Source organism: Mycobacterium paraense, from assembly GCF_002101815.1.
In the GTDB taxonomy this organism is placed as follows: domain Bacteria; phylum Actinomycetota; class Actinomycetes; order Mycobacteriales; family Mycobacteriaceae; genus Mycobacterium; species Mycobacterium paraense.
On record NZ_LQPM01000020.1, the window covers coordinates 1 to 20,034 of the forward strand.

Here is a 20,034-nt window from a genome sequence, read left to right on the forward strand (position 1 = left end):
CGACGACGCCACAGCGCACTCGCAGGACGACCCCCGATCAGCCGACTGCGACCAACCTGATGACCGAGTACAGCTAGCGCGCATTCGATGATCGCTCAACCCCAACGAGCGTGACGCTGGCCGCACACTCGGCGCCGAGTGTGCGGCTGGCCGCACACTCGGGGAAAACGTCAGCCGCGCGGCAGGCCGAGCACTCGCTGCGCGATGATGTTGCGCTGAATCTCCGAGGTGCCGCCGGCGATCGTCCCGGAAAAGCTTCGGGCGTAACGCTCGAACCAGCTGGCGAAGTAGTGGTCGAGGTTCATGTGCGCGTACGGTCCCGTCAGGCCCGGGTGAACGAGCCCGTCGGAGCCCGCCGACGTCAGCGCGAGCTCCATGCCACGCAGCTCGGCCTCGGACCCGAGCAGCTTGAGCACCGAGATCGCCGCCACGTCGTCCTCGCCGCGCGCGGCGCGGGCCAACGCCACCGAACCCAGCAGGCGCAGCGCCTGCTTGTCCATGATGGTGCTGGCGTACTGGTCGCGCTCGACCTCGGTGCTGGGATGGAAGTCGTCGATCATGTTGTCGAGGCGATCGGCGAAACCCAGCCACATCATCGTGCGTTCGTGCCCCAGCGACCCGTTGGCGACGCGCCAGCCCTGGTCGAGCTCGCCGACCAGGTTTTCCGCCGGTACCCGCACGTCGGTGAAGAACACCTCGTTGAAATCGAGATCGTCGGCACCACAGATCGAGGGGAACGGGCGGCGCACCAGGCCCGGGCTGTCGGTGGGGATGATCAGGGCGCTGATTCCCTTGTGCTTCGGCGCATCCGGGTTCGTGCGCACGAAGGTCAGCAGGACGTCGGCGTCATGCGCCCCGGAGGTCCACACCTTCTGCCCGTTCACGACGAAGTGGTCGCCATCGAGCACCGCCCGGGTGCGCAACGACGCCAGATCCGAGCCCGCGCTGGGTTCGCTCATCCCGAGCGACGCGGTGATCTCCGCCCTCAGGATCGGCACCGCCCAGCGCCGCTTCTGTTCGTCGCTGCCGAACGACAACAGCGACGCCCCAACGATGTTGACGCCCTGGGGGTTGAAGCTGTGGTAGATCCGGCGGCGGCTGAGCTCCTCGAGATAGACGAACTGCTGAATGACCGACGCGTTGCGGCCGCCGAATTCCGGTGGCTGGCTGGGCAGCAGCCAGCCGTTGTCGAACAGCAGGCGCTGCCAGTCGCGCGCCCACTGCGGCATGTGGGAAACCGACCGGGGACGCTCCAGCGTTTCGCTTGCGTCGGGCAGGTTTTCGTCGAGGAACGCCGCGAACTCCGCCCGGAACGCCTCGACGTCGGGGTCAAAAGTCAGCTGCACGGTACTCCTCGGCGATTCGCGCCCGGTGTTCCGCCGCGCCGCCGAGCATCAGCTCGCCCGCCTTGGCTCGCTTGAGCGCGAACTGCAGGTCGTTCTCCCACGTGAATCCCATCGCGCCGAAAAGCTGTAAGCCATGCCGGAATACGAGCGACTGGCACTCCCCCGCCGACGCCTTGGCCATCGCGGCGGCGAGCCGGCGCCGGGGATCGTCGGCGGCGATGGTCAGCGCGGCGAAGTAGGCCAGCGCCCGGGCGCGTTCCACCGCGACATGCATGTCCGCGGCCTTGTGCTGGACAGCCTGAAACGAGCCGATCGGCACGCCGAATTGCTGTCGGTTGCGGACGTGGTCGAGGACCATGTCGAGGATGCGCTGGCAGGCGCCGACCGTCGTGATCGCCATGCCCGTCAGCGCGAGGTGGTGCGCGCGCTCGGCGTCGACGACGAGCCGGGCGCTGTCGGGCACGCGGACTTCGCCGAACGACAGGTCGGCGACGTGAAGGACCGGGTCGAACACCGCCGAGCGGCGGGCCGAAACCTGGTTGGCCGCGACGACGAATACGCCGGCGTCGGTCACCACGGCCAGCCGGTCGACGCGATCGCCGTCGAGGACGTGGCGGGCCGTGCCGTCCAGCACCCAGCCGTCGGCGTCCCGGTGCGCGGTCACCCCGCGGTGCACGGCCGTGCCCGACTCGTGCGGGTCGAACCGGTCGGCGGCCAACGGGGCGTACTGGCTCATCGTCGCCAGGAAGGGCGTGGGGTCGGTCGCGCGCCCCAACTCCTCGAGCACGATGGCCAACTCGACGGCGCCGGCCGGATCGTTCAGCTCGGTCCAGCCCTGGTCGACATACGACTTCCATCGCGGGCTCGGGTCGACGCCGTCCTCGGCCACGCTGCGCACCAGCGACGGCGGGCACTGCTTGGCGACGACGTCGCGAACGGTCTTCTGCCACAGCCGCTGATCGGCATCGAACTCCAACAGCATCCGGGCCGCCTCCTGTCGTCACCGCCGTCGCGAGAATAACATTCTCTCTCGCGGAAGCGGTAATCTCGGAAACCGGTTATGGGTTACCCGAGGCGCTAGCGGCCACCAGCTCGTGGGCCGGCCCGTCCCAGCGGTCCAGGTTGACGAACTCGGCAAGCGGGCGACGGCGCAGCGGCCCGTGCTTGCCCTTGGGCCACCCGACCACGACATGGCCGGCGACCAACCAGCCGTCGGGGATGCCGACGGCTTCGCGCAACAGCTGCTCGCCGCCATAGGAAGCCCAGCTGGTGAGGCACGCGCCCAAGCCCTGGGCCCGCGCCGCCAGCAGGAAGTTCTGCATCGCGGGAAAGATGGACCCGCCCAGCAGCAGCTCAGAAGCCGTCGGGTAGTGCTGCTGCGCGAACAACACCGAAGTGAACTCGCCCGCGCGGTCGTGCAACTCATAGGTCGCGCGGTAGGTGCGGGCACGGCGGCTGTTGTCGCCGTCGGCGGGCCGGCTCATCCCGTAAACGGGTTCGATCACTTCCAGGGCGTGGGCCGCCGCCTTGGCGACCACGGCCCGCAGCTCGGGTGACCGCAACACCACGAACCGCCAGCCCTGCGCGTTCGCGCCCGAGGGGGCCCAGCGGGCCGCCTCGAGGCAGCGCGCCAGGGTCGCGTCGTCGACCGGCTCGTCGGTGAACCGCCGGATGGTCCGGGCGGTCGACATCACCTCCCAGACGTCGTTGGTTGCTCCGGTCATCGCTTCTCCCTTGCGGCCGTGCTGCTATACGAAGGTCATATCAGCAGAGCGCCCGGAGCCGTCAAAGGAGAGACCAGTGGATCGCGAAACTTACCAACGAGGACTTGAAATCCGCTCCGCGGTGCTGGGCGAGGACTACGTCAACCGGGCGCTGGCGAACGCGAACGACTTCACCCAGCCTCTGCAAGACCTCGTCACCGAGTACTGCTGGGGCGCGGTGTGGGGCCGTGAGGGGCTGGCCCGCAAGACCCGCAGCATGCTCAACCTGGCCATGATCTCGGTCCTCAACCGCCCCAACGAATTGCGCACGCACGTCAAGGCGGCGCTGACCAACGGAGTCACGCGCGACGAAATCCGAGAGATATTCCTTCAGGTCGCGATCTACGCGGGCGTGCCCGCCGCCGTCGACAGCTTCCGCGTCGCGAGCGAGGCGTTCGCCGAAGCGGACGAGGCCTAGGGCACCGCGATGCGGATCGGGTTCATCGGCTTGGGAAACATGGGCTTTCCCATGGCAGTTCGCCTCGTTCGGGACAACCACGACGTCGTCGCGTTCGACACGCGCGCCGACGCGCTCGACCGGATCGTGGCGCTCGGAGCGCAAGCCGCCTCGTCGGCGAAGGACGTCGCCGATCGCGCCGAAACGGTCATGGCCAGCCTCCCGTCGCCGGCCGCCTCGCTCGAGGTGGCGACCGGCGCCGGCGGCGTGATCGACGGGTCGCGCGTCAAGCGCTATGTCGACCTGTCGACCATCGGAAGCCAAGCGGCGACCCAGATTCATGACCGGCTGGGCCGGCGGAACATCGCGGCGATCGACAGCCCGGTGAGCGGCGGCGTCGGCGGGGCCCAAAACGGATCGCTCGCCCTCATGGTGTCCGGGCCGCGCGACGAATTCGACGTCATACGAACCGCACTCGAAACGCTCGGCAAGCCCATCTATGTCGGCGACCAGCCCGGCGCGGCACAGACGATGAAGCTCGCCAACAACATGCTGGCGGCCAACGTCTTGGCCGCCACCGCGGAGGTCGTCGTGATGGGCGTCAAGGCCGGCCTGGACCCCGACGTGATGATCGACGTGCTCAACGCGGGCTCGGGCGGGACGAGCGCCAGCCGCGACAAGTTCCCGCGCGCGATCCTCCCGCGAACCTTCGATTACGGCTTTGCCACCGGGCTGATGGTCAAGGATCTGCGGCTCTACCTCGACGAGGCCCGCGCGCTGGGCGTGCCCGCCCAGATCGCCACGACGATCGGCCGGCTCTGGGAGGCGTCCGCAGCCGACGAGGGCCCGGACTCCGACTTCACGACGGTCATCAAGCCGCTGGAAAGGGCGGCGGGCGTGACCGTGGCCCGGCGTCCCGGCTAGCCCGTCGATCCGGTCTCCCGCCCTTCGCCAAGACGCGAGAATGGTATTATCCAGTTTCAAGAACGATACTTGCGAATGCGGCCACGAAATCCCTGTTAGCAGGGAAGATGATTAAACGAAACGCTTACCGGAAACCCATTGATTGACCGTTGAAGAGACTGTTAGATTATCTATCATATGACCCGCCTGGGCTCACTTTGGCTAACCGGGCCGAAGGATGGCTTTCGTGATCGAACACCCTGATGGCAGCCGCACACCGTTGATCGACGCGAGCGTGCACATCTTCTTCCCCTCCAACCGAGACCTGCGGAAGGTGCTGCGCGAACCGTTCAAGAGCCGCGGCTTCCCGGACTACGAAATGGACTGGTACGGCGCTCCGGGCGGCGAGTATGCGCCCAACACGGAAGGCCCGGACGGTCAGTACCCCGGCTCGGACCCCGAATTCGTTGCCCACGAACTGTTTTCGAAGCGCGGCGTCGACGTGGCGGTCCTACATCCGATGGGGCGCGGGATCATGCCGGACCGGCACCTGGGCAGCGCCCTGCACGCCGCGCACAACGAGATGATGGTGTCCGACTGGCTGGATTCCAGCGAATTCGGCGAGCGGTTCCGCGGCACCATCCGGGTCAACCCCGACGACATCCCCGGGGCGCTCCGCGAGATCGAGAAATGGCGCGGGCATCCGCGAGTGGTACAGATCGGCGTGCCGCTGCAGTCGCGCGAGGTGTACGGCAAGCCGCAGTTCTGGCCGCTGTGGGAGGCCGCGGCCGACGCCGGTCTCCCGGTGGCCGCGCACATCGAAGTGGGCAACGGGATCATGTTTCCGCCGACGCCGTCCGGGAACACGCGCACCTACGAGCAGTACGTCAGCTTCATGGCGCTGAACTACATCTATCACCTGATGAACATGATCGCCGAGGGCGTCTTCGAGCGCTTCGCCGGACTCCAATTCGTGTGGGCCGACGGCGCGGCGGACTTCGTGACGCCGTTCATCTGGCGGATGGACACCTTCGGCCGGCCGCACCTCGAACAGACGCCGTGGGCGCCGCGGATCCCGAGCGACTACCTGCCCGGCCACGTGTACTTCGTGCAGGGCAGCCTCGACGGCCCCGGTGACGTCGACTTCGCCGGCGAATGGTTCGGCTTCACCGGCAAGGAAGACATGGTGATGTTCGGCTCCAGCTACCCGCATTGGCAGTTCGGCGACGCCAAGAAGCTGCCCACGGCGTTATCGGCCGAGCAGCGCGAGAAAGTGTGCTGGCGCAATGCGGCGCGCCTGTACGGCATAGACATCCCCGCCGGAGTGGGCGCACAGTAGAGCTAACACGGCAGACTGAGGAGATTCAGATGACGTTGACCCATTCGCAGGAGCGGGTTCCCGCTGCCGAGCGCATAGCCGTCCGATGCGTCGACTCGGATGTCCACCCGGCGCCCAAGCGCGGCGAGCTCGTCCCGTACATCCCCGAGCCCTGGCGCAGTAAGTACTTCCTCAATCGCAACGTGGGTGAGCTGATCTACTACGACGCGCCGGACTACGCGCACTCCTACGCGATGCGCGTGGACTCCTTCCCCGCCAACGGCGAATTCCCGTGCAGCGACCCGGATATGGCGTTCCGCCAGCTCATCATGGAGGCGGGTTCCGACATCGCGATCCTGGAACCGGCCGCCTACCCGGCCCGGCTGCCCGAGGCCCAGCACGCGATGTCGTACGCGCTGAACGACTGGCAGGCCAATCACTGGCTGGACAGCCACAACAACTGGCACGAGCGGTGGCGCGGCTCGATCTGCCTCGCCATCGAGGAGCCTGAGGAGTCGGTGCGCGAAATCGAGCGCTGGGCCGGGCACCCGTTCATGGCACAGATCCTGATCAAGGCCGAGCCGAAGCCGTCGTGGGGCCATCCCAAGTACGACCCGATCTGGGCCGCCGCGACCAAGCACGACATCACCGTGAGTTGCCACCTGTCGCGCAGCCAGTACGACGAGCTACCCATCCCGCCGGTGGGCTTCCCCAGCTACAACCACGACTTCATGGTCACGTACTCGCTGCTGGCCGCGAACCAGGTGATGAGCCTGATCTTCGACGGCGTCTTCGACCGCTTCCCGACCCTGCGGATCGTCTTCGTCGAGCACGCATTCAGCTGGATCCTGCCGCTGATGTGGCGCATGGACGCGATCTACGAGTCACGCAAGCCGTGGGTGGACATCAAGCGCAAGCCGTCGGAGTACGTCAAGGACCACATCAAGTTCACCACCCAGCCGCTGGACTACCCAGAGGACAAGACGCAGCTGACCCGCGCGCTGGAATGGATGGAGTGCGAGAAGATCCTGCTCTTCTCCTCCGACTACCCGCACTGGACGTTCGACGACCCCCGCTGGTTGGTCAAGCACCTGCCCAAGGCGGCCCGCGATGCGGTGATGTACAAGAACGGCATCGCGACCTACCACCTGCCCGAGACCGTCCCGGTCCTCGAGGGTCAGACCCGGGTGCTCTGAGTTGACCGAAGAAGCCAAACGGCCCGAGCCCCGTCTCGCCCAGGGCCGCGAGCACGTCGTTGCCACCGTGGACGAAATTCCGCCGGGCAAGCACAAACTGGTCCCCATCGGGCGGCACGGCGTCGGAGTCTACAACGTCAACGGCAGCTTCTATGCGATCGCGAATTACTGCCCCCACCAAGGGGGCCCGTTGTGTTCGGGCCGTGCGAGGGGGCGCACGATCGTCGACGAAACCGCGCCGGGCGACTCGGTGATGGTGCGCGACAAGGAGTACATCTACTGCCCCTGGCACCAATGGGGTTTCGAGCTGGCCACCGGTACGACTGCGGTCAAGCCCGAGTGGAGCATCCGCACCTATCCGGTGCGCGTCGTCGGCAACGACGTTCTGGTGCAGGCCTAACTACAGGAGAATCGGGTGCCTTCTATCGAGATCAACGGGGGAAACGTAGTCTACGAAATCCTCGGCGGCTCAGGCGATCTCATCGCCCTGACGCCGGGTGGCCGGTTCAGCAAGGAGATCGAGGGCCTGCGGCCGCTCGCCGACGCGCTGGCCGCCGGCGGCTATCGGGTGTTGCTGTGGGACCGGCCCAATTGCGGCGCCTCCGACGTGCAGTTCTACGGCCAGAGCGAGTCGCACATGCGCGCCGAGACGCTGCACAAGCTGGTGACGGGGCTGGGCTTCGAGCGCTGCATTCTCGCCGGCGGATCCGGCGGCGCAAGGGATTCCATGCTGACCACCATGCTGTATCCCGAGATGGTCACCAAGCTCGTGGTGTGGAACATCGTCGGCGGCATCTACGGCACCTTCGTGCTGGGCTCGTTCTACATCATCCCCAGCATTCTCGCGGTGCGCGGCACCGGGATGGATGGCGTGGTGAAGGTGCAGGAGTGGCGCGATCGCATCGAGGAGAACCCGAACAACAAGCAGCGCTTCCTCGATTTCGACTCTGGCGAGTTCCTCAAGGTGATGCTGCGCTGGCTCAACGCTTTCGTGTCCAAGCCGGGGCAGACGATTCCGGGCGTCGAGGACGAGATGTTCGACCGGATCAAGGTGCCCACCTTGGTCATTCGCGGCGGCGAGAACGACATGGATCACCCGAAGCGGACGTCGCTCGAGGTCAGTTGCTTGATCAAGGGATCGAAGCTGATCGACCCGCCGTGGCCCGAGGACGCCTGGGAGCGCGCGTCCGAGGACCGCGCCGCGGGACGGGTGCAGCACTTCAACATGTTCGACACGTGGGTGCAGGCGGCGCCCGCGATCCTCGAGTTCCTGGGATCGTGATGGCGCTACACGGTACGAATGTGAACCTCGCAGTTGAGCGACGCCTCCAGCGCGGTGTGAACCCGGCTTTCCGGAATCCGCTCGAGGTCCTTCTCGCGCAGCGTCACATACACGATGTCGAAGCCGTCGTCGCCCGGGGTCCGCTCGATCTCGCCGGTGAGCCCGAAACCGGACAACACACCGTGGGCGTCGTCGTCGGTGCCCCGGCTGATGAAGGTGACCACCCCGGGTACCGGCCTGGTGCCGAATGCTTTGGCGCACAACTCAATCGCGGCGTTGCTGGCCGCGTCGCCGTCTTCGGCCGCGATCAGCAGTTCGACCTCGCGGCGGGCCGCGGGCATGGCCGCGAGGTCGTCGCGGACCACGTCGGCGCCGGCCTCACCCGCGAGTTCGAGGAGCGCACCCATGCCCTCGCGTAGCCGCGCGGCGGTGAACGCGCTTTCCGGATCGACGTTGACGCGCACCACCGCAGTTCGCATGTGCGCAAGCCTAACTAAGACGACGGCGGGCCAGTCGTGAACACCACCCAATCCACGGCGGTCATCACCGCCGCGCCGCCCGGACTCGAACCGCGGCTGCTGGTCGAGCAGCGCGAGGACCTCGCGGCGTATCGACGCCTCGGCGGATACCGCCCGCTCGCCGACGCCGACGAGTTGCTGGGCGAGGTCGAATCCAGCGGGCTGGTCGGCCGCGGCGGTGCGGCCTTCCCGCTGGCGGTGAAGTTGCGTGCGGTGCGCGATAACGGCCGCATCGCGGGTGACACCGTCGTCGTCGCCAACGGCGAAGAGGGAGAACCCGCTTCGATCAAGGACCGGTGGCTGCTGCGCAACCGCCCGCACCTGGTGCTGGATGGGCTGCGGTTGGCCGCGGCGATCGTGGGCGCCCACCGGGCCTACGTGTACGTGTCCGATCCGGAGTCGGCGCACGGCGTCGAGGCCGCGCTCGGCGAGCTCGAGCCGGACGCCCTGGAGGGCGTCGACGTCCGGATGGCGACGGTGCAGCCCGGCTACGTGGCCGGCGAGGAAACCGCCGCCGTCCGCGCGATCAACGGCGGCCCGGCGAAGCCGACGGACAAGCCGCCGCGCCCGTTCGAAGCCGGTGTCGGCGAGCGGCCCACGCTGGTGAGCAACGTCGAGACGCTGGCCAACCTGCCCTTCCTGCAGCGCGACGGCTCGGCGGCGTTTCGCGCCCAGGGCACCTCGCTGTCGCCGGGAACGTTCCTGGCCACCATCACCGGGGCCGGCCGGCCGCCGGTGCTCTACGAGCTTCCGCACGGCCTTCCCTTCGCCGAACTGCTTGTGCTGCACGGCGTTTCGCCCGACCACGTGCGCGGGGCGCTGATGGGCGGCTATTTCGCCGGCCTGCTCAACCGCCGCGTGCTGGAGACCACCCTGGACCACGAGACGATGCGCCGGCTCGGCAGCGGCCTGGGCTGCGGCGCGATCTCGGTGATCACCGACGACTGCCCCGTCGCGGTCGCGGCATCGGTGCTCGCCTACTTCGACCGCGAAAACGCCGGGCAATGCGGGTCGTGCTTCAACGGAACGGCGGCGATGGCCGCCGCCGCCGGTGCGCTCCGCGACGGCGCCGCGACGACCGAAGACGTCGAACGATTGCGCCGCTGGTCGGTGCTGCTGCGGGGACGAGGCGCGTGCGCGACGCTGGACGCCGCCACCAACGCGGCCGCCAGCCTGCTCGATCAGTTCCCGGACGAGGTCGCCGCGCACCTCGGTGGCAGCTGCCCCGACTGCACCCGCGGCGCATTCCGCGCCGACCGTCCCTACGAGGCGGAAGCTGCGAGGCACGCATGAGAATTCGGCTGGACCGCACCGTGTGCGACGGCTTCGGCATCTGCGCCAAGTACGCGCCGGGATACTTCTCGCTGGACGACTGGGGGTACGCGTCCCTGATCGGCGACGGCACCGTGGCGGAGTCGGATCGCGACGCGGTCATGCGCGCGCTGATGGACTGCCCGGTGCACGCCATCGCCGAGATCGGCGAGCGCATCTCCGCCGCCCCGCAGCTGCCGCTCGCCGATGCGGAGGATCCCGCCGAGGGCCTCAAGACGCAAGAGAACGAGGCGGAGTGGGGCTTCACGCGGTGACCCGTCGCCGCCCGCACCCGTAGCGCCGTGCAACTCACCTTCGACGCCGAGGTCGAGGACTTCCGCGCGGAGTTCGTCGCCTTTCTCGCCGAACATCTGCCGGCTCAGGCGCAGGCCGCCGAGCGGCCTTCGTCGACGGCGCATGTGCCCGAATGGTCGCGGCGCTGGCAGCGGCTCCAGTTCGAGCACGGCTGGCTGCTGCCGGGAAACCCACCCGAGTTCGGCGGCCGCAACGCCAACATCCTGCAGCAATTCGTGCACCGCGAGGAGCTTTCGCGGCGTCGGATCTACCACTGCTTCAACCCGCAGGGCGTCGGGATCATCGCGGCGTCGCTGCTCTCCTTCGGGACCGACGAGCAGAAGCGGCGCTGGGCGGTCCCGATCCTGCGAGCCGATATGACCGCGTCTCTCGGAATGAGCGAACCCGGGGCGGGATCCGACCTGGCGGGGCTGCGGACAAAGGCCGAGTTGGTCGACGGTGAGTTCATCGTCAACGGGCAGAAGATCTGGACGTCCGGCGCCCACGACGCCGATGTCGTGCTGACCTTCGTCCGCACCGACCCGACCGCCCCCCGACACAAGGGGATCAGCGCGCTGCTCATCCCCACCGATACCCCCGGGATGGTCCGCCGCCCGTTCGCGTCGGTCTATGACCGCGACGAGCTCGACTTCAACGAGGTCTTCTTCGAAGACGTCCGGGTGCCCGCGGAAAACCTGGTCGGCCCGCTCAACGGCGGGTGGCGGGTCGCCAACGGCTCGCTCGGCCACGAACGGACCCTGATGTGGATGGCCTTCGCGAACCGGCTCGAGCAGCTACTCGAGGACTACCGGCCGGCGGACGAGGTGAATCGGGACCGCTACGCCACCATCGTGATGGACTACCACGCGCTGCGGCTGCTCGGCTCGGCGGCGCTCGGGCGAGCGGCCCGCGGCGAGGTGGATGTTGCGGGTTTGTCGGTGCTCAAGGTCTTCGGTTCGGAGGCCGAACAGAGCGCACTCAGGCACGCGCTGGACGCCGCCGGGGTCGACGGGTTGCACGACCAAGCCATGACCGCGCCCTACAACCCTTACGGCCCAGACCTTTTCACCGCGAGCTGGTTCGCCCGCTACATCAGCAGCTACGCGGGCACCATCGCGGGCGGCACCTCCGAGATTCAGCGCAACATCATCGCGCAGCGTGTCCTGGGTCTGCCGTCGCACTGATCAGAGGGCCGAACACAGCGAGGACAGGAACTCCTGGGTCCGAAGCCGCGACTTGGTGCGTTCCGTTGCGTCGTTGCCCAAGGGCACAATTCGCGCCGCCAGGTCGGTGGCGCCGGCGTCGCGGTAGCGGCGCAGCCGGGTGAGGATCGCCGACTCGTCGCCCGCCGCCATGGTGTCCCCGACGTCCTCGGCGTCGCCGTGCTCCAGCAGCCGCACGTAGTTCGGCGAGAAGTCCGCGTGGCCGAGCACCTCGCCGGCGTAGGCGCGAGCGTCGTCCGTCTCGTCGTTCGAGCAGAGCGCGACGGGCACGCCCGCGACGATGCGCGGCGCGGGCTTCCCGGCCCGCCCCGCGGCCGCGCTGATGCGCGGAACGATGTGGTCACCGATCGCCCGCTCGTCGGCCATCCAGAGAACGGTGCCGCCCGCCCGCTCGCCCGCCAGCCGCAACATGGTCGGCCCGAGCGCAGACAACAAGACCGGTGTCTCGAACGGGTCCGTGACATCCACCGGCGCATGAACGCAATAGCTTTCGTTGTCGACGTCGACGGTGCCCGGTCCGGCGAACGCCGCCTCGAGCACATCCAGGTAGTCGCTCATCAACCGCGCCGGCCGGTCGTAAGGCAGTCCGAGCTGGCCGTTGACGATCCAATGGTGCGACGGTCCGATGCCCAGGGTGAACCGCCCGCCGCATGCGACCTGGGTGGTCAAGGCCTGCTGCGCCATGATCATCGGATGGCGGGTCTGGATCGGAACGACCGCCGTTCCGATCTCGATGCGCTCGGTGGCCTGTCCAATCAGCGCTACGGCGGTCATCGCGTCGAGATACCCGGGGACCTGGGGCATCCAAAACGTTGTGAAACCGGCGCTTTCGGCCGCGACACCATCGGCGATCAGACCGGCCAGCCGCTCGGCGCGCGACCGCTCCTTGTCGGAGCCGACCATCAGGCCGATGCGCATGCGTCCGGCTTCCTATGGCACATACCGGTCCCACTCGTACGGCACCACCGCGAAAAACGGTGCGGCGAACAAGGGTTCGGCGCTTTGTGCGGCCCAACGGGCCGCCAGCACCGGACGCAACCGTTCCGCCGCGGCGATCGGGTCGTCGTCGAGGAAGCAATAGGTGATCGACTGATTCCCTTGGGCGCTCGCCAGCCGGGCGTCGACCTCCCGGGACAGCGCAGACCAGACGCCGGCCACCCCGTCGACTTCGAGCAGCGGCTCCACCGACGCGGATCCCCGCTCGACCAACAGGAACGCGCCCCGCACGGGCAGCCAGGGCAGCACGTCTGAGCCGACCTTGACCCGTGGCGCGGCCGCTTTGCCACGCACCTGGTACACGCCGCGCTCCACCGGTGGCAGCAAGGGGAGTTTGCGTCCGGCGTTTCCGAGCGCCGTCGACAGCTCGTTGAAGCCGCGCAGCCCGGCGACGTCGGTGAAGAAGTACGTCATCACGTGATCGACCGCGTCCAGCGGCCCGCCGGTCACCGTGCGTGCCGAGCGGCACGCCGGGGTGGACACCAACCGCAGCGAGGCGCGCACCGCGGCCAGGCGGTGTTGCTCCGGGCGGTGGTCGAGAGTGTGCCAGCGCAGGTATTCGGCGTCGGTTCCCTCGGGATGGCGAGTCGCCATCGACACGAACAGCGTGGTGATCTCGCCTCGCCCGGTGGCGAGGACGTCGGGGACCTCGTCGGACGGCGTGCCGGGAAGCTGCATCGCGCAGCTCCCTAGGATCTCGCCGAATTGGGCACGGACAGCGGAAGGTCTGGGTGGCGGGCCTCGATCATGAGCCGAAAGCCCTCGCGCCACGGCACCTTCGTCCTGCCGAGCACCTCGTGCATCCGGGTCACGTCCGGCCACAGCGGCGTGTGCGCCTGCGGGGTGTATTCGAAGATCGGCTCGACCCCGACCAGCTCGCCCATGAACGCGCAGTAATCCTCGACGCTGACGGTTTCGCTGCCGGCCCAGTTCACCACGACCGGCGGCGTCGCGGCGACCTCCATGGCCCGGATGCCCAGTTCGACGTAGTCGTCTTCATAGATCGGGTTGTAGTTGTTCGGCTTGTCGGGGTGCAGCCGAATCGGCTTGCCCGCCAGCATCGCATCGAGGCGATCGGCGGGCGCACCGCCCTCGGGCCCGTACGTGGAACAGATCCGGATGATGGTCAAGGGAATCCGGTAGCGCCGGGCGATCCACGTGCACACCGCCTCGGCCGCAACCTTCGAGATGCTGTAGTTCGCGCGCAGCGGCACCCCCGGCGGATCAGTCTCGGTCAGCGGTCGCTGTCCCTGGTACGCGTAGATCGAGCCGGTCGAGCAGAACACGAAACCCTTGGCGGCGCGGCAGTGGTAGAGCAGTTCGCCCGACATCTGCGCGTTCGTTTCGACGCAGCGGTGCCAGTCGCCTGCGCCGGCGTCCACGGCGGCGTGAAAGACGTACGTGAAATCCTCGGGCAGACCGGAAAGGTCGCCCGCGCCGATGTCGAGGGCGACGGGTTTGACGCCGGCACGGACAAGCCTTTCGCGGTCCGCGGGATCCTTCAGGCGCGCCACGCCCCATACCTCGTTCCGCGCCGCCAGAGCGCGCGCGATGGGAAACGCGATTTTGCCCGTCGCCCCGGTGATCAGGATCTTCTCCGCGTCGAGCAACCAGCCCTCCGATCGTGACGAGGACCCAACGCCTGGCCCACACCCACCCGACGAACAAATTGACCCGAAGCTACGGCCTGGCTCGTGGGCGCTTGGAAATGATAACGTAATTCTCCGATTTGTATAACGGGCGTACCACACCTGTGGGCTCCCGGGCGAGCCGGCCGACTTCCGGAGGTGACGTGTCAGCAGCACCCGGACGACCGCTGCCCGTGATCACGCTGGACAACGAGTTTTTCTGGACGTCAGGAGCCGACGGCACCCTGCGGTTCCAGCAATGTCGGGCCTGCGAAGCGCTGATCCATCCGCCCGCCCCGGTGTGCCGCTATTGCCGCTCGCGGGACGTGGGCGTGCGGGCCGTCTCCGGCCGCGCCACCCTGGCGGGGTTCACGGTGAACCACCGGTTCAGCCTGCCCGGGCTGCCGGCGCCGTACGTGGTCGCCCAGGTGGCGATCGCGGAAGACCCGCGGGTGCGGGTGACCACCAATATCGTTGACTGCGACCCCGATCGGCTCGAACTCGGCCAACAGGTGGAGGTCGTCTTCGAGCAGATCGAGGACGTCTGGCTGCCGTTGTTCCGACCGGTTCCGGACGCCGCACCCGGCCCCCTGCCGTCCGACGAGATCGAGCCCGAGCGCTTCGGCGAACACGTCCGCCCCATGCTGACGGCGGAGAAGTTCGAGGACAAGGTGGCGCTCACGGGCATCGGCATGTCACCGATCGGGCGGCGCCTGATGCAGCAGCCGCTGGCGCTGACCGTCCAAGCCTGCGAGGCGGCGATCGCCGACGCCGGGTTGACGATCGCCGACATCGACGGGCTGTCCACCTATCCCGGAGCCATCAATGTCGGCGGCTTCGGCGAGGGCGGGGTGACCGCCCTGGAGGCGGCGCTGGGGATCCGCCCGACGTGGCACAACGGTGCCATGGAGACCTTCGGCCCGGGCGGTTCGGTGATCGCCGCTATGCTCGCCGTCGCCGGCGGCCTGGCCCGGCACGTGCTGTGCTTCCGAACGCTGTGGGAAGCCACCCACAACGAGCTGATGAAGCAGGGCAAAATCACACCCTCGATGGGCCGCATCGCCGGCTGGACATACCCGTTCGGCGCCACCTCGGCCGCACACACCCTGGCGATGAACGCGCAGCGGCACTTCCACCGTTACGGCACAACGAGAGAGACGCTCGGCTGGATCGCCCTGAACCAGCGCGCCAACGCCGAGCTCAACCCGACCGCCGTCTACCGGACCCCGATGACGATGGACGACTACCTGGGCGCGCGGCCCATCACCACACCGTTCGGCCTGTACGACTGCGACGTTCCGTGCGACGGCGCGATCGCCGTCATCGTCTCCGCCGTCGACGCGGCGCGCGACTTGGCCAAGCCACCGGTCTTGGTCGAGGCGGTCGGCACGCAGATCATCGAGCGAATCGACTGGGACCAAAGCACTCTCACCCACGAGCCGCAGGTGCTGGGCCAAGCGGCGCACGTGTGGACCCGCACGTCGCTGCGCCCCACCGACGTCGACGTCGCCGAACTGTACGACGGCTTCACGATGAACTGCCTGTCCTGGATCGAGGCGCTGGGCTTCTGCGGCATCGGCGAGGCCAAGGAGTTTCTCGACGGCGGCAAGAACATCGCCCGCGACGGCCTGCTGCCGCTCAATACCCACGGCGGCCAGCTATCGCACGGCCGCACCCACGGCATGGGCCTGCTGCACGAGGCGGTCAGCCAGCTGCGTGGTGAGGCCGGCGACCGGCAGGTCGCCGCTGCCCGCGTCGGCGTGGTCAGCAGCGGTGGCCTGACCCCCAGCGGCGTCCTGCTGCTGCGGGTGGACGCATGAGCATGAGTACCGCCCCCCGTCCCCGCCTCGTGATCGTCGACGGCGTGCCGATGTCGGCACTCGTCTGCGAAGCGCCCGAGCCCAAGGCGGTGATCGTGGCCATCCACGGCGGCGGCACCACCGCCGTCTATTTCGATTGCCCGGGTCACCCGGCCTACTCCCTGTTACGGACCGGCGCCGCAGCAGGATTCACCGTGGTGGCGCTCGACCGGCCCGGCTATGGCAGCTCGGCGCCCTATCCCGAGGCGATGGTCGAGGGCGAGCAGCGTGTCAACCTGGCGTACGGGGCGATCGACCGCATCCTCGGCGAACGGCCAAGCGGCGCCGGATTGTTCGTGATGGGCCACTCGGGCGGCTGCGAGCTGACGATGCGGATGGCCGCCGACGAGCGCGGCGCCGACCTGCTGGGCATCGAGCTCGCCGGCACCGGCCGGCACTATCACCCCGCCGCCCGGGAAATCCTGAAGACGGCGACCCGAGAAAGCCGCCCGCCCGGCATGCGCGACCTGCTGTGGAGTCCGGCGGAGCTGTACCCACCGGAGGTTCTCGGCGGTGCGACGGTTTCGCCGTCGGCGCCGGCATATGAGGACCGGATGGTGTCGAAATGGGCGCGCGAAACCTTCCCGGAGCTCGCGCCGGCGGTACGCGTGCCGGTGCACTTCAGCATCGCCGAGCACGAAAAGGTCTGGCAGACCGATGATTCGGCGATCGCCGAGATCACGGACCTGTTCTCCGGTGCGACCCGGTTCGTCGTGCACAGACAGCCGGACGCCGGCCACAACATCAGCCTCGGCCACACCGCCCCGGACTACCACGCGGAGGTCTTTGCGTTCGCCGACGAGTGCGTGGCGGCCCGAGCGAAAGCGGTTGACACGCAAGACGATCTGGAGGCCGGATGATGCGGGTCGGATTCATCGGGCTGGGCAGCCAGGGCGGCCCCATGGCGAGGCGGATCGTCGAGGCCGGCTACGAGACGACGCTGTGGGCACGGCGGTCCGCGACGCTCGAGCCGTTCGCCGACACCGCGGCCCGAGTCGCCGCGTCGCCGGCCGACCTCGCCGCGGCCAGCGACCTGGTCTGCCTGTGCGTGGTCGGCGACGCCGACATCGAGGAGATCACCTGCGGCGAGGGCGGGTTGCTGGGCGCGATGAAACCGGGCGGCGTCATCGCGGTGCACAGCACCGTGCATCCGAACACATGTCGCGGTCTCGCGAAAAAGGCCGGCGCCCGGAGCGTTTCGGTCGTCGACGCGCCGGTCAGCGGGGGCGGCGGCGCGGCCTCGGAGGGCCGTCTGCTGGTGATGGTCGGCGGCGACGCCGACGTCGTCGAGCGCTGCCGTCCGGTGTTCGAAACCTACGCCGATCCGGTCGTGCACCTCGGTGACCTGGGGTCCGGGCAAACCACCAAGCTGCTCAACAACCTGCTGTTCACCGCCAACCTGGGCACGGCGGCCGCCGCGCTGTCGCTCGCCGACGCGCTCGGCGTCTCCCCCGATCGGTTCACCGAGGTCGCCTCCCGCGGGAGCGCAAACAGCTTCGCGCTCAACGCCCTTGGCGGGGCCGGCGGCCTGGAACGCCTCGCCGGCCTGGCGGGGACGCTGCTGCGCAAGGATGTCCGTTTGATCGCCGAGCTCGCCGAGCAGGCCGCGGCCGACCCCGGCGCCGTCTTGGAGGCCGCCGACGCCACGCTGGCTTCGATGGGGCACCCGCGATGAAGGTCGGCTTCGTCGGCGCGGGCCGGATGGGGCGCCCGATGGTGGCCCGCCTCGTCGAGGCCGGCCACGAGGTCCGGGTGCTGGGCCGCACCGACGAGCAGCGACGAGAACTCGGGCGGCTGGGCGCCCACGCGGTGGGCGACGTCGCCGAGGCGGGCGCGCGGGCCGACGCCGTGCTGGTCTGCGTGTTCACCGACGACCAGGTGCGGCAGGTCTGCCTGGACGGGCCCCTGCTGTCCGCGATGCCGCCGGGGTCGACGCTGGCGGTGCACACCACCGCGAGCCCGGCGACGATCGAGGCCATCGCTGCACGCGCCGGCGATGTGGGGGTGGTCGATGCGCCGGTCAGCGGCGGCCCGCACGACATCGCGGCGGGCCGGCTGACGCTGTTCGTGGGCGGCGCCGACGAGACCGTGGCGCGGGTGCGACCGGTGCTGGGCTGCTACGGCGATCCGGTCCTGCACGTCGGGCCGCTCGGCGCCGGCCAGAAGGTGAAGCTGGTCAACAACGCGCTGTTCGCCGGCCACGTCGGGCTGCTCGCGGAGTCGGTCCGGCTGGGCGAACGCCTCGGCGTGCCGGAATCGACCCTGCTGGACGCGCTGCCGCACGGCAGCGCCGCGAGCCGGGTGCTGGACATCGTCGCGGCCAGGGGTTCGGTCGCCTCGTTCGTCCAGGTAGCCGGCGAATTCGTCGGCAAGGACGTGGCCGTCGCGCGCGGTAGCGCGGCCGAACTGGGCAGTGACCTGGGCGCGCTGGACGACGTCATCGACGTCGTCGGTCCCGTTTTACATGCGGCGAAAAGGGTCTGAGGTGGGGGCGTTTTGGTCTTTCCGGTTTCACACGAAAGCGCTACCGTTAGCGTTACAGTCAGGCAATCCGCTGTAACGGTTTCAGCCCGCCGATGAGGAGCATGCAGTGACCAAGCCGAAGCTCGTCTTCGATCCCTTCTCCGAGGACTACTTCAACAATCCGTTCGACATCTATCGACGGATGCGCGAGGACGCGCCACTGTATTACGACGAAAAGGAAGACTTCTACGCGCTGACCCGCCACGAGGACGTGGCGGCGGCGTTCAAGGACTTCGAGACGTATTCCTCGGCGCGCGGCTGCGACCTCGCGATGGTGCGGCGAGGCTTGTCCCCCGAGCAGAAGTCGATCATCTTCATGGACCCGCCGGAGCACCGCCACATGCGCAGCCTGCTCAACAAGGCGTTCACCCCGCGGGCCATTCAGTCGCAGCGCGACACGGTCGTCGAGGTGATCGACAAGTACCTGAGTGCGGCCGATCCCGACCACTTCGACGTCGTCCAGGACTTCTCCGGCCCCTTCCCGGTGGAGGTGATCACCCGGATGGCCGGTGTGCCAGAGGAATACCGCCAGCAGGTGCGGCACTGGATCGACACCAGCCTGCACCACGAGCCGGGCCAGATCGAGATCAGCGAAGCGGGGATGCAGGCCAACATCGACACCGCGATGTACTACTTCGGCCTGATCCAGGAGCGCCGCGCCGAGCCGCAAGAGGACATGATCAGCAGGCTGATCGCGGCCGAGGTCCCGGGCGACGACGGCCGGCCCCGCCAGCTCGACGACATCGAGATCACCGCCTTCGCCACGCTTTTGGGCGGGGCGGGCGCCGAGACCGTCACCAAGTTGCTCGGCAACGCCGCCGTCATCTTCGCCCGCCACCCCGAGCAGTGGCAGAAGCTGCAGGAGGACCGCGACAAGATCCCCGGTGCGGTGGAAGAGCTGTTGCGCTACGAGGGGCCGGTCCAGTACAACGTCCGCTACACCCTGAAGGAGGCGCACGTCAGCGGTGGCGTGATCCCCGCCGGCAAGCCGGTGTTCCTCTGCGGCGCGGCGGCGAACCGCGATCCGGAGGCCTTCACCGACGCCGAGACATTCGACATCGAGCGCGACCAGACCGAGGCGCAACACCTCGGCCTCGGGTACGGCATTCACAGCTGCCTGGGCGCGGCGCTGGCCCGCATGGAAAGCAGGATCGCGCTGGAAAGGCTGCTCGACTTCATGCCGCGCTACGAGGTGGACTGGGCCGGGTGCAAGCGGGTGAACATGCAAAACGTCGCCGGCTGGAAGAACGTGCCGGTCAAGGTGCTTCGGTAAGGGGGCCGCAATGAGAATCGAAGTCGATTGGGGTCTTTGCGAAAGCAACGGCGTCTGCATGGGCATCAACCCGGAGATCTTTCACCTCGGCGACGACGACATGCTGACCGTCCTGAAACCGGAGGTCACACCGGAAACCGAGGCGGACGTCCGCGAGGCGGTGCGGCAGTGCCCCCGCCAGGCGATCTCCATCGTCGAGTAGCG

At 68.4% G+C, this 20,034-nt stretch carries 22 protein-coding genes; 15 read left to right on the plus strand and 7 right to left on the minus strand.

Annotation, left to right across the window (positions count from 1 at the left end; translation table 11 throughout):
- Positions 1 to 170: 170 nt before the first annotated feature.
- The 3 genes from AWB89_RS16455 to AWB89_RS16465 all read right to left on the minus strand — a co-directional run bounded on the left by AWB89_RS16455 (position 171) and on the right by AWB89_RS16465 (position 3,070).
- The gene (locus tag AWB89_RS16455; protein ID WP_085093269.1) at positions 171 to 1,346 is read right to left on the minus strand and encodes an acyl-CoA dehydrogenase family protein; all 1,176 of its coding nucleotides are present in this window, start codon (positions 1,344 to 1,346) and stop codon (positions 171 to 173) included.
- A complete protein-coding gene (locus AWB89_RS16460) occupies positions 1,330 to 2,328 on the minus strand; it encodes an acyl-CoA dehydrogenase family protein (RefSeq protein WP_085175096.1) in 999 nt (332 codons plus the stop codon). The genes AWB89_RS16455 and AWB89_RS16460 overlap by 17 nt, the downstream gene beginning before the upstream one ends.
- A gap of 76 nt (positions 2,329 to 2,404) precedes the next feature.
- Positions 2,405 to 3,070, minus strand: coding sequence for a nitroreductase family protein (locus AWB89_RS16465; RefSeq protein WP_085175098.1), 666 nt, complete (start codon positions 3,068 to 3,070; stop codon positions 2,405 to 2,407).
- Positions 3,071 to 3,146: 76 nt separating this feature from the next.
- Between AWB89_RS16465 and AWB89_RS16470 the strand changes: the two genes are divergently transcribed.
- The 6 genes from AWB89_RS16470 (at position 3,147) to AWB89_RS16495 (ending at position 8,205) form a co-directional block, all read left to right on the plus strand.
- A complete protein-coding gene (locus tag AWB89_RS16470) occupies positions 3,147 to 3,527 on the plus strand; it encodes a carboxymuconolactone decarboxylase family protein (RefSeq protein ID WP_085175100.1) in 381 nt (126 codons plus the stop codon).
- Between the two features lie 9 nt (positions 3,528 to 3,536).
- Positions 3,537 to 4,430 (plus strand): NAD(P)-dependent oxidoreductase, encoded by an 894-nt coding sequence (locus tag AWB89_RS16475; RefSeq protein ID WP_085175102.1) that lies wholly within the window; start codon positions 3,537 to 3,539, stop codon positions 4,428 to 4,430.
- A 226-nt stretch (positions 4,431 to 4,656) separates the two neighbouring features.
- On the plus strand, positions 4,657 to 5,748 hold the full coding sequence (locus tag AWB89_RS16480) for an amidohydrolase family protein (protein ID WP_085093472.1): 1,092 nt from the start codon (positions 4,657 to 4,659) through the stop codon (positions 5,746 to 5,748).
- Between the two features lie 29 nt (positions 5,749 to 5,777).
- Positions 5,778 to 6,923, plus strand: a complete 1,146-nt coding sequence (locus AWB89_RS16485; protein ID WP_085175104.1) for an amidohydrolase family protein — start codon at positions 5,778 to 5,780, stop codon at positions 6,921 to 6,923.
- Position 6,924: 1 nt separating this feature from the next.
- Positions 6,925 to 7,323, plus strand: a complete 399-nt coding sequence (locus AWB89_RS16490) for a Rieske (2Fe-2S) protein (protein ID WP_085093259.1) — start codon at positions 6,925 to 6,927, stop codon at positions 7,321 to 7,323.
- A gap of 15 nt (positions 7,324 to 7,338) precedes the next feature.
- Positions 7,339 to 8,205, plus strand: a complete 867-nt coding sequence (locus AWB89_RS16495) for an alpha/beta fold hydrolase (RefSeq protein ID WP_085175106.1) — start codon at positions 7,339 to 7,341, stop codon at positions 8,203 to 8,205.
- A gap of 5 nt (positions 8,206 to 8,210) precedes the next feature.
- Here the strand turns inward: AWB89_RS16495 and AWB89_RS16500 are convergent, their stop codons facing one another.
- Positions 8,211 to 8,684, minus strand: a complete 474-nt coding sequence (locus AWB89_RS16500; RefSeq protein ID WP_085175108.1) for a hypothetical protein — start codon at positions 8,682 to 8,684, stop codon at positions 8,211 to 8,213.
- Positions 8,685 to 8,720: 36 nt separating this feature from the next.
- Between AWB89_RS16500 and AWB89_RS16505 the strand changes: the two genes are divergently transcribed.
- Genes AWB89_RS16505 through AWB89_RS16515 form a run of 3 tightly spaced genes read left to right on the plus strand, consistent with a single transcriptional unit; the run spans position 8,721 to position 11,512 of the window.
- Positions 8,721 to 10,016: an NADH-ubiquinone oxidoreductase-F iron-sulfur binding region domain-containing protein gene (locus tag AWB89_RS16505; protein ID WP_085175110.1), complete on the plus strand. Its 1,296-nt coding sequence runs from the start codon at positions 8,721 to 8,723 to the stop codon at positions 10,014 to 10,016.
- Positions 10,013 to 10,309, plus strand: a complete 297-nt coding sequence (locus AWB89_RS16510; RefSeq protein ID WP_085093250.1) for a ferredoxin — start codon at positions 10,013 to 10,015, stop codon at positions 10,307 to 10,309. Before AWB89_RS16505 ends, AWB89_RS16510 begins: the two co-directional genes overlap by 4 nt.
- A 27-nt stretch (positions 10,310 to 10,336) precedes the next feature.
- Entirely contained in the window at positions 10,337 to 11,512 is a 1,176-nt protein-coding gene (locus tag AWB89_RS16515) for an acyl-CoA dehydrogenase family protein (RefSeq protein WP_085175112.1), read from the plus strand.
- On the opposite strand, the gene AWB89_RS16520 is transcribed toward AWB89_RS16515, so the two are convergent.
- Genes AWB89_RS16520 through AWB89_RS16530 form a run of 3 tightly spaced genes read right to left on the minus strand, consistent with a single transcriptional unit; the run spans position 11,513 to position 14,157 of the window.
- Complete coding sequence (locus tag AWB89_RS16520; RefSeq protein WP_085093245.1) at positions 11,513 to 12,469, minus strand: LLM class F420-dependent oxidoreductase; 957 nt, start codon at positions 12,467 to 12,469, stop codon at positions 11,513 to 11,515.
- Between the two features lie 12 nt (positions 12,470 to 12,481).
- Positions 12,482 to 13,225 (minus strand): hypothetical protein, encoded by a 744-nt coding sequence (locus tag AWB89_RS16525; protein ID WP_085175114.1) that lies wholly within the window; start codon positions 13,223 to 13,225, stop codon positions 12,482 to 12,484.
- Positions 13,226 to 13,236: 11 nt separating this feature from the next.
- Complete coding sequence (locus AWB89_RS16530) at positions 13,237 to 14,157, minus strand: NAD-dependent epimerase/dehydratase family protein (protein WP_085175116.1); 921 nt, start codon at positions 14,155 to 14,157, stop codon at positions 13,237 to 13,239.
- 182 nt (positions 14,158 to 14,339) lie between these two features.
- On the opposite strand from AWB89_RS16530, the gene AWB89_RS16535 reads away from it, so the two are divergent.
- The 6 genes from AWB89_RS16535 to AWB89_RS16560 all read left to right on the plus strand — a co-directional run bounded on the left by AWB89_RS16535 (position 14,340) and on the right by AWB89_RS16560 (position 20,032).
- On the plus strand, positions 14,340 to 15,995 hold the full coding sequence (locus AWB89_RS16535; protein ID WP_085175118.1) for a thiolase C-terminal domain-containing protein: 1,656 nt from the start codon (positions 14,340 to 14,342) through the stop codon (positions 15,993 to 15,995).
- Positions 15,996 to 15,997: 2 nt separating this feature from the next.
- A complete protein-coding gene (locus AWB89_RS16540) occupies positions 15,998 to 16,894 on the plus strand; it encodes an alpha/beta hydrolase (RefSeq protein ID WP_085175120.1) in 897 nt (298 codons plus the stop codon).
- Positions 16,894 to 17,709: an NAD(P)-dependent oxidoreductase gene (locus tag AWB89_RS16545; RefSeq protein WP_085175122.1), complete on the plus strand. Its 816-nt coding sequence runs from the start codon at positions 16,894 to 16,896 to the stop codon at positions 17,707 to 17,709. The genes AWB89_RS16540 and AWB89_RS16545 overlap by 1 nt, the downstream gene beginning before the upstream one ends.
- A complete protein-coding gene (locus tag AWB89_RS16550) occupies positions 17,706 to 18,518 on the plus strand; it encodes an NAD(P)-dependent oxidoreductase (RefSeq protein ID WP_085175124.1) in 813 nt (270 codons plus the stop codon). Before AWB89_RS16545 ends, AWB89_RS16550 begins: the two co-directional genes overlap by 4 nt.
- A gap of 106 nt (positions 18,519 to 18,624) precedes the next feature.
- Complete coding sequence (locus AWB89_RS16555) at positions 18,625 to 19,830, plus strand: cytochrome P450 (protein ID WP_085175127.1); 1,206 nt, start codon at positions 18,625 to 18,627, stop codon at positions 19,828 to 19,830.
- A 10-nt stretch (positions 19,831 to 19,840) separates the two neighbouring features.
- Entirely contained in the window at positions 19,841 to 20,032 is a 192-nt protein-coding gene (locus AWB89_RS16560) for a ferredoxin (protein WP_085175129.1), read from the plus strand.
- The last annotated feature ends 2 nt before the right edge of the window (positions 20,033 to 20,034 follow it).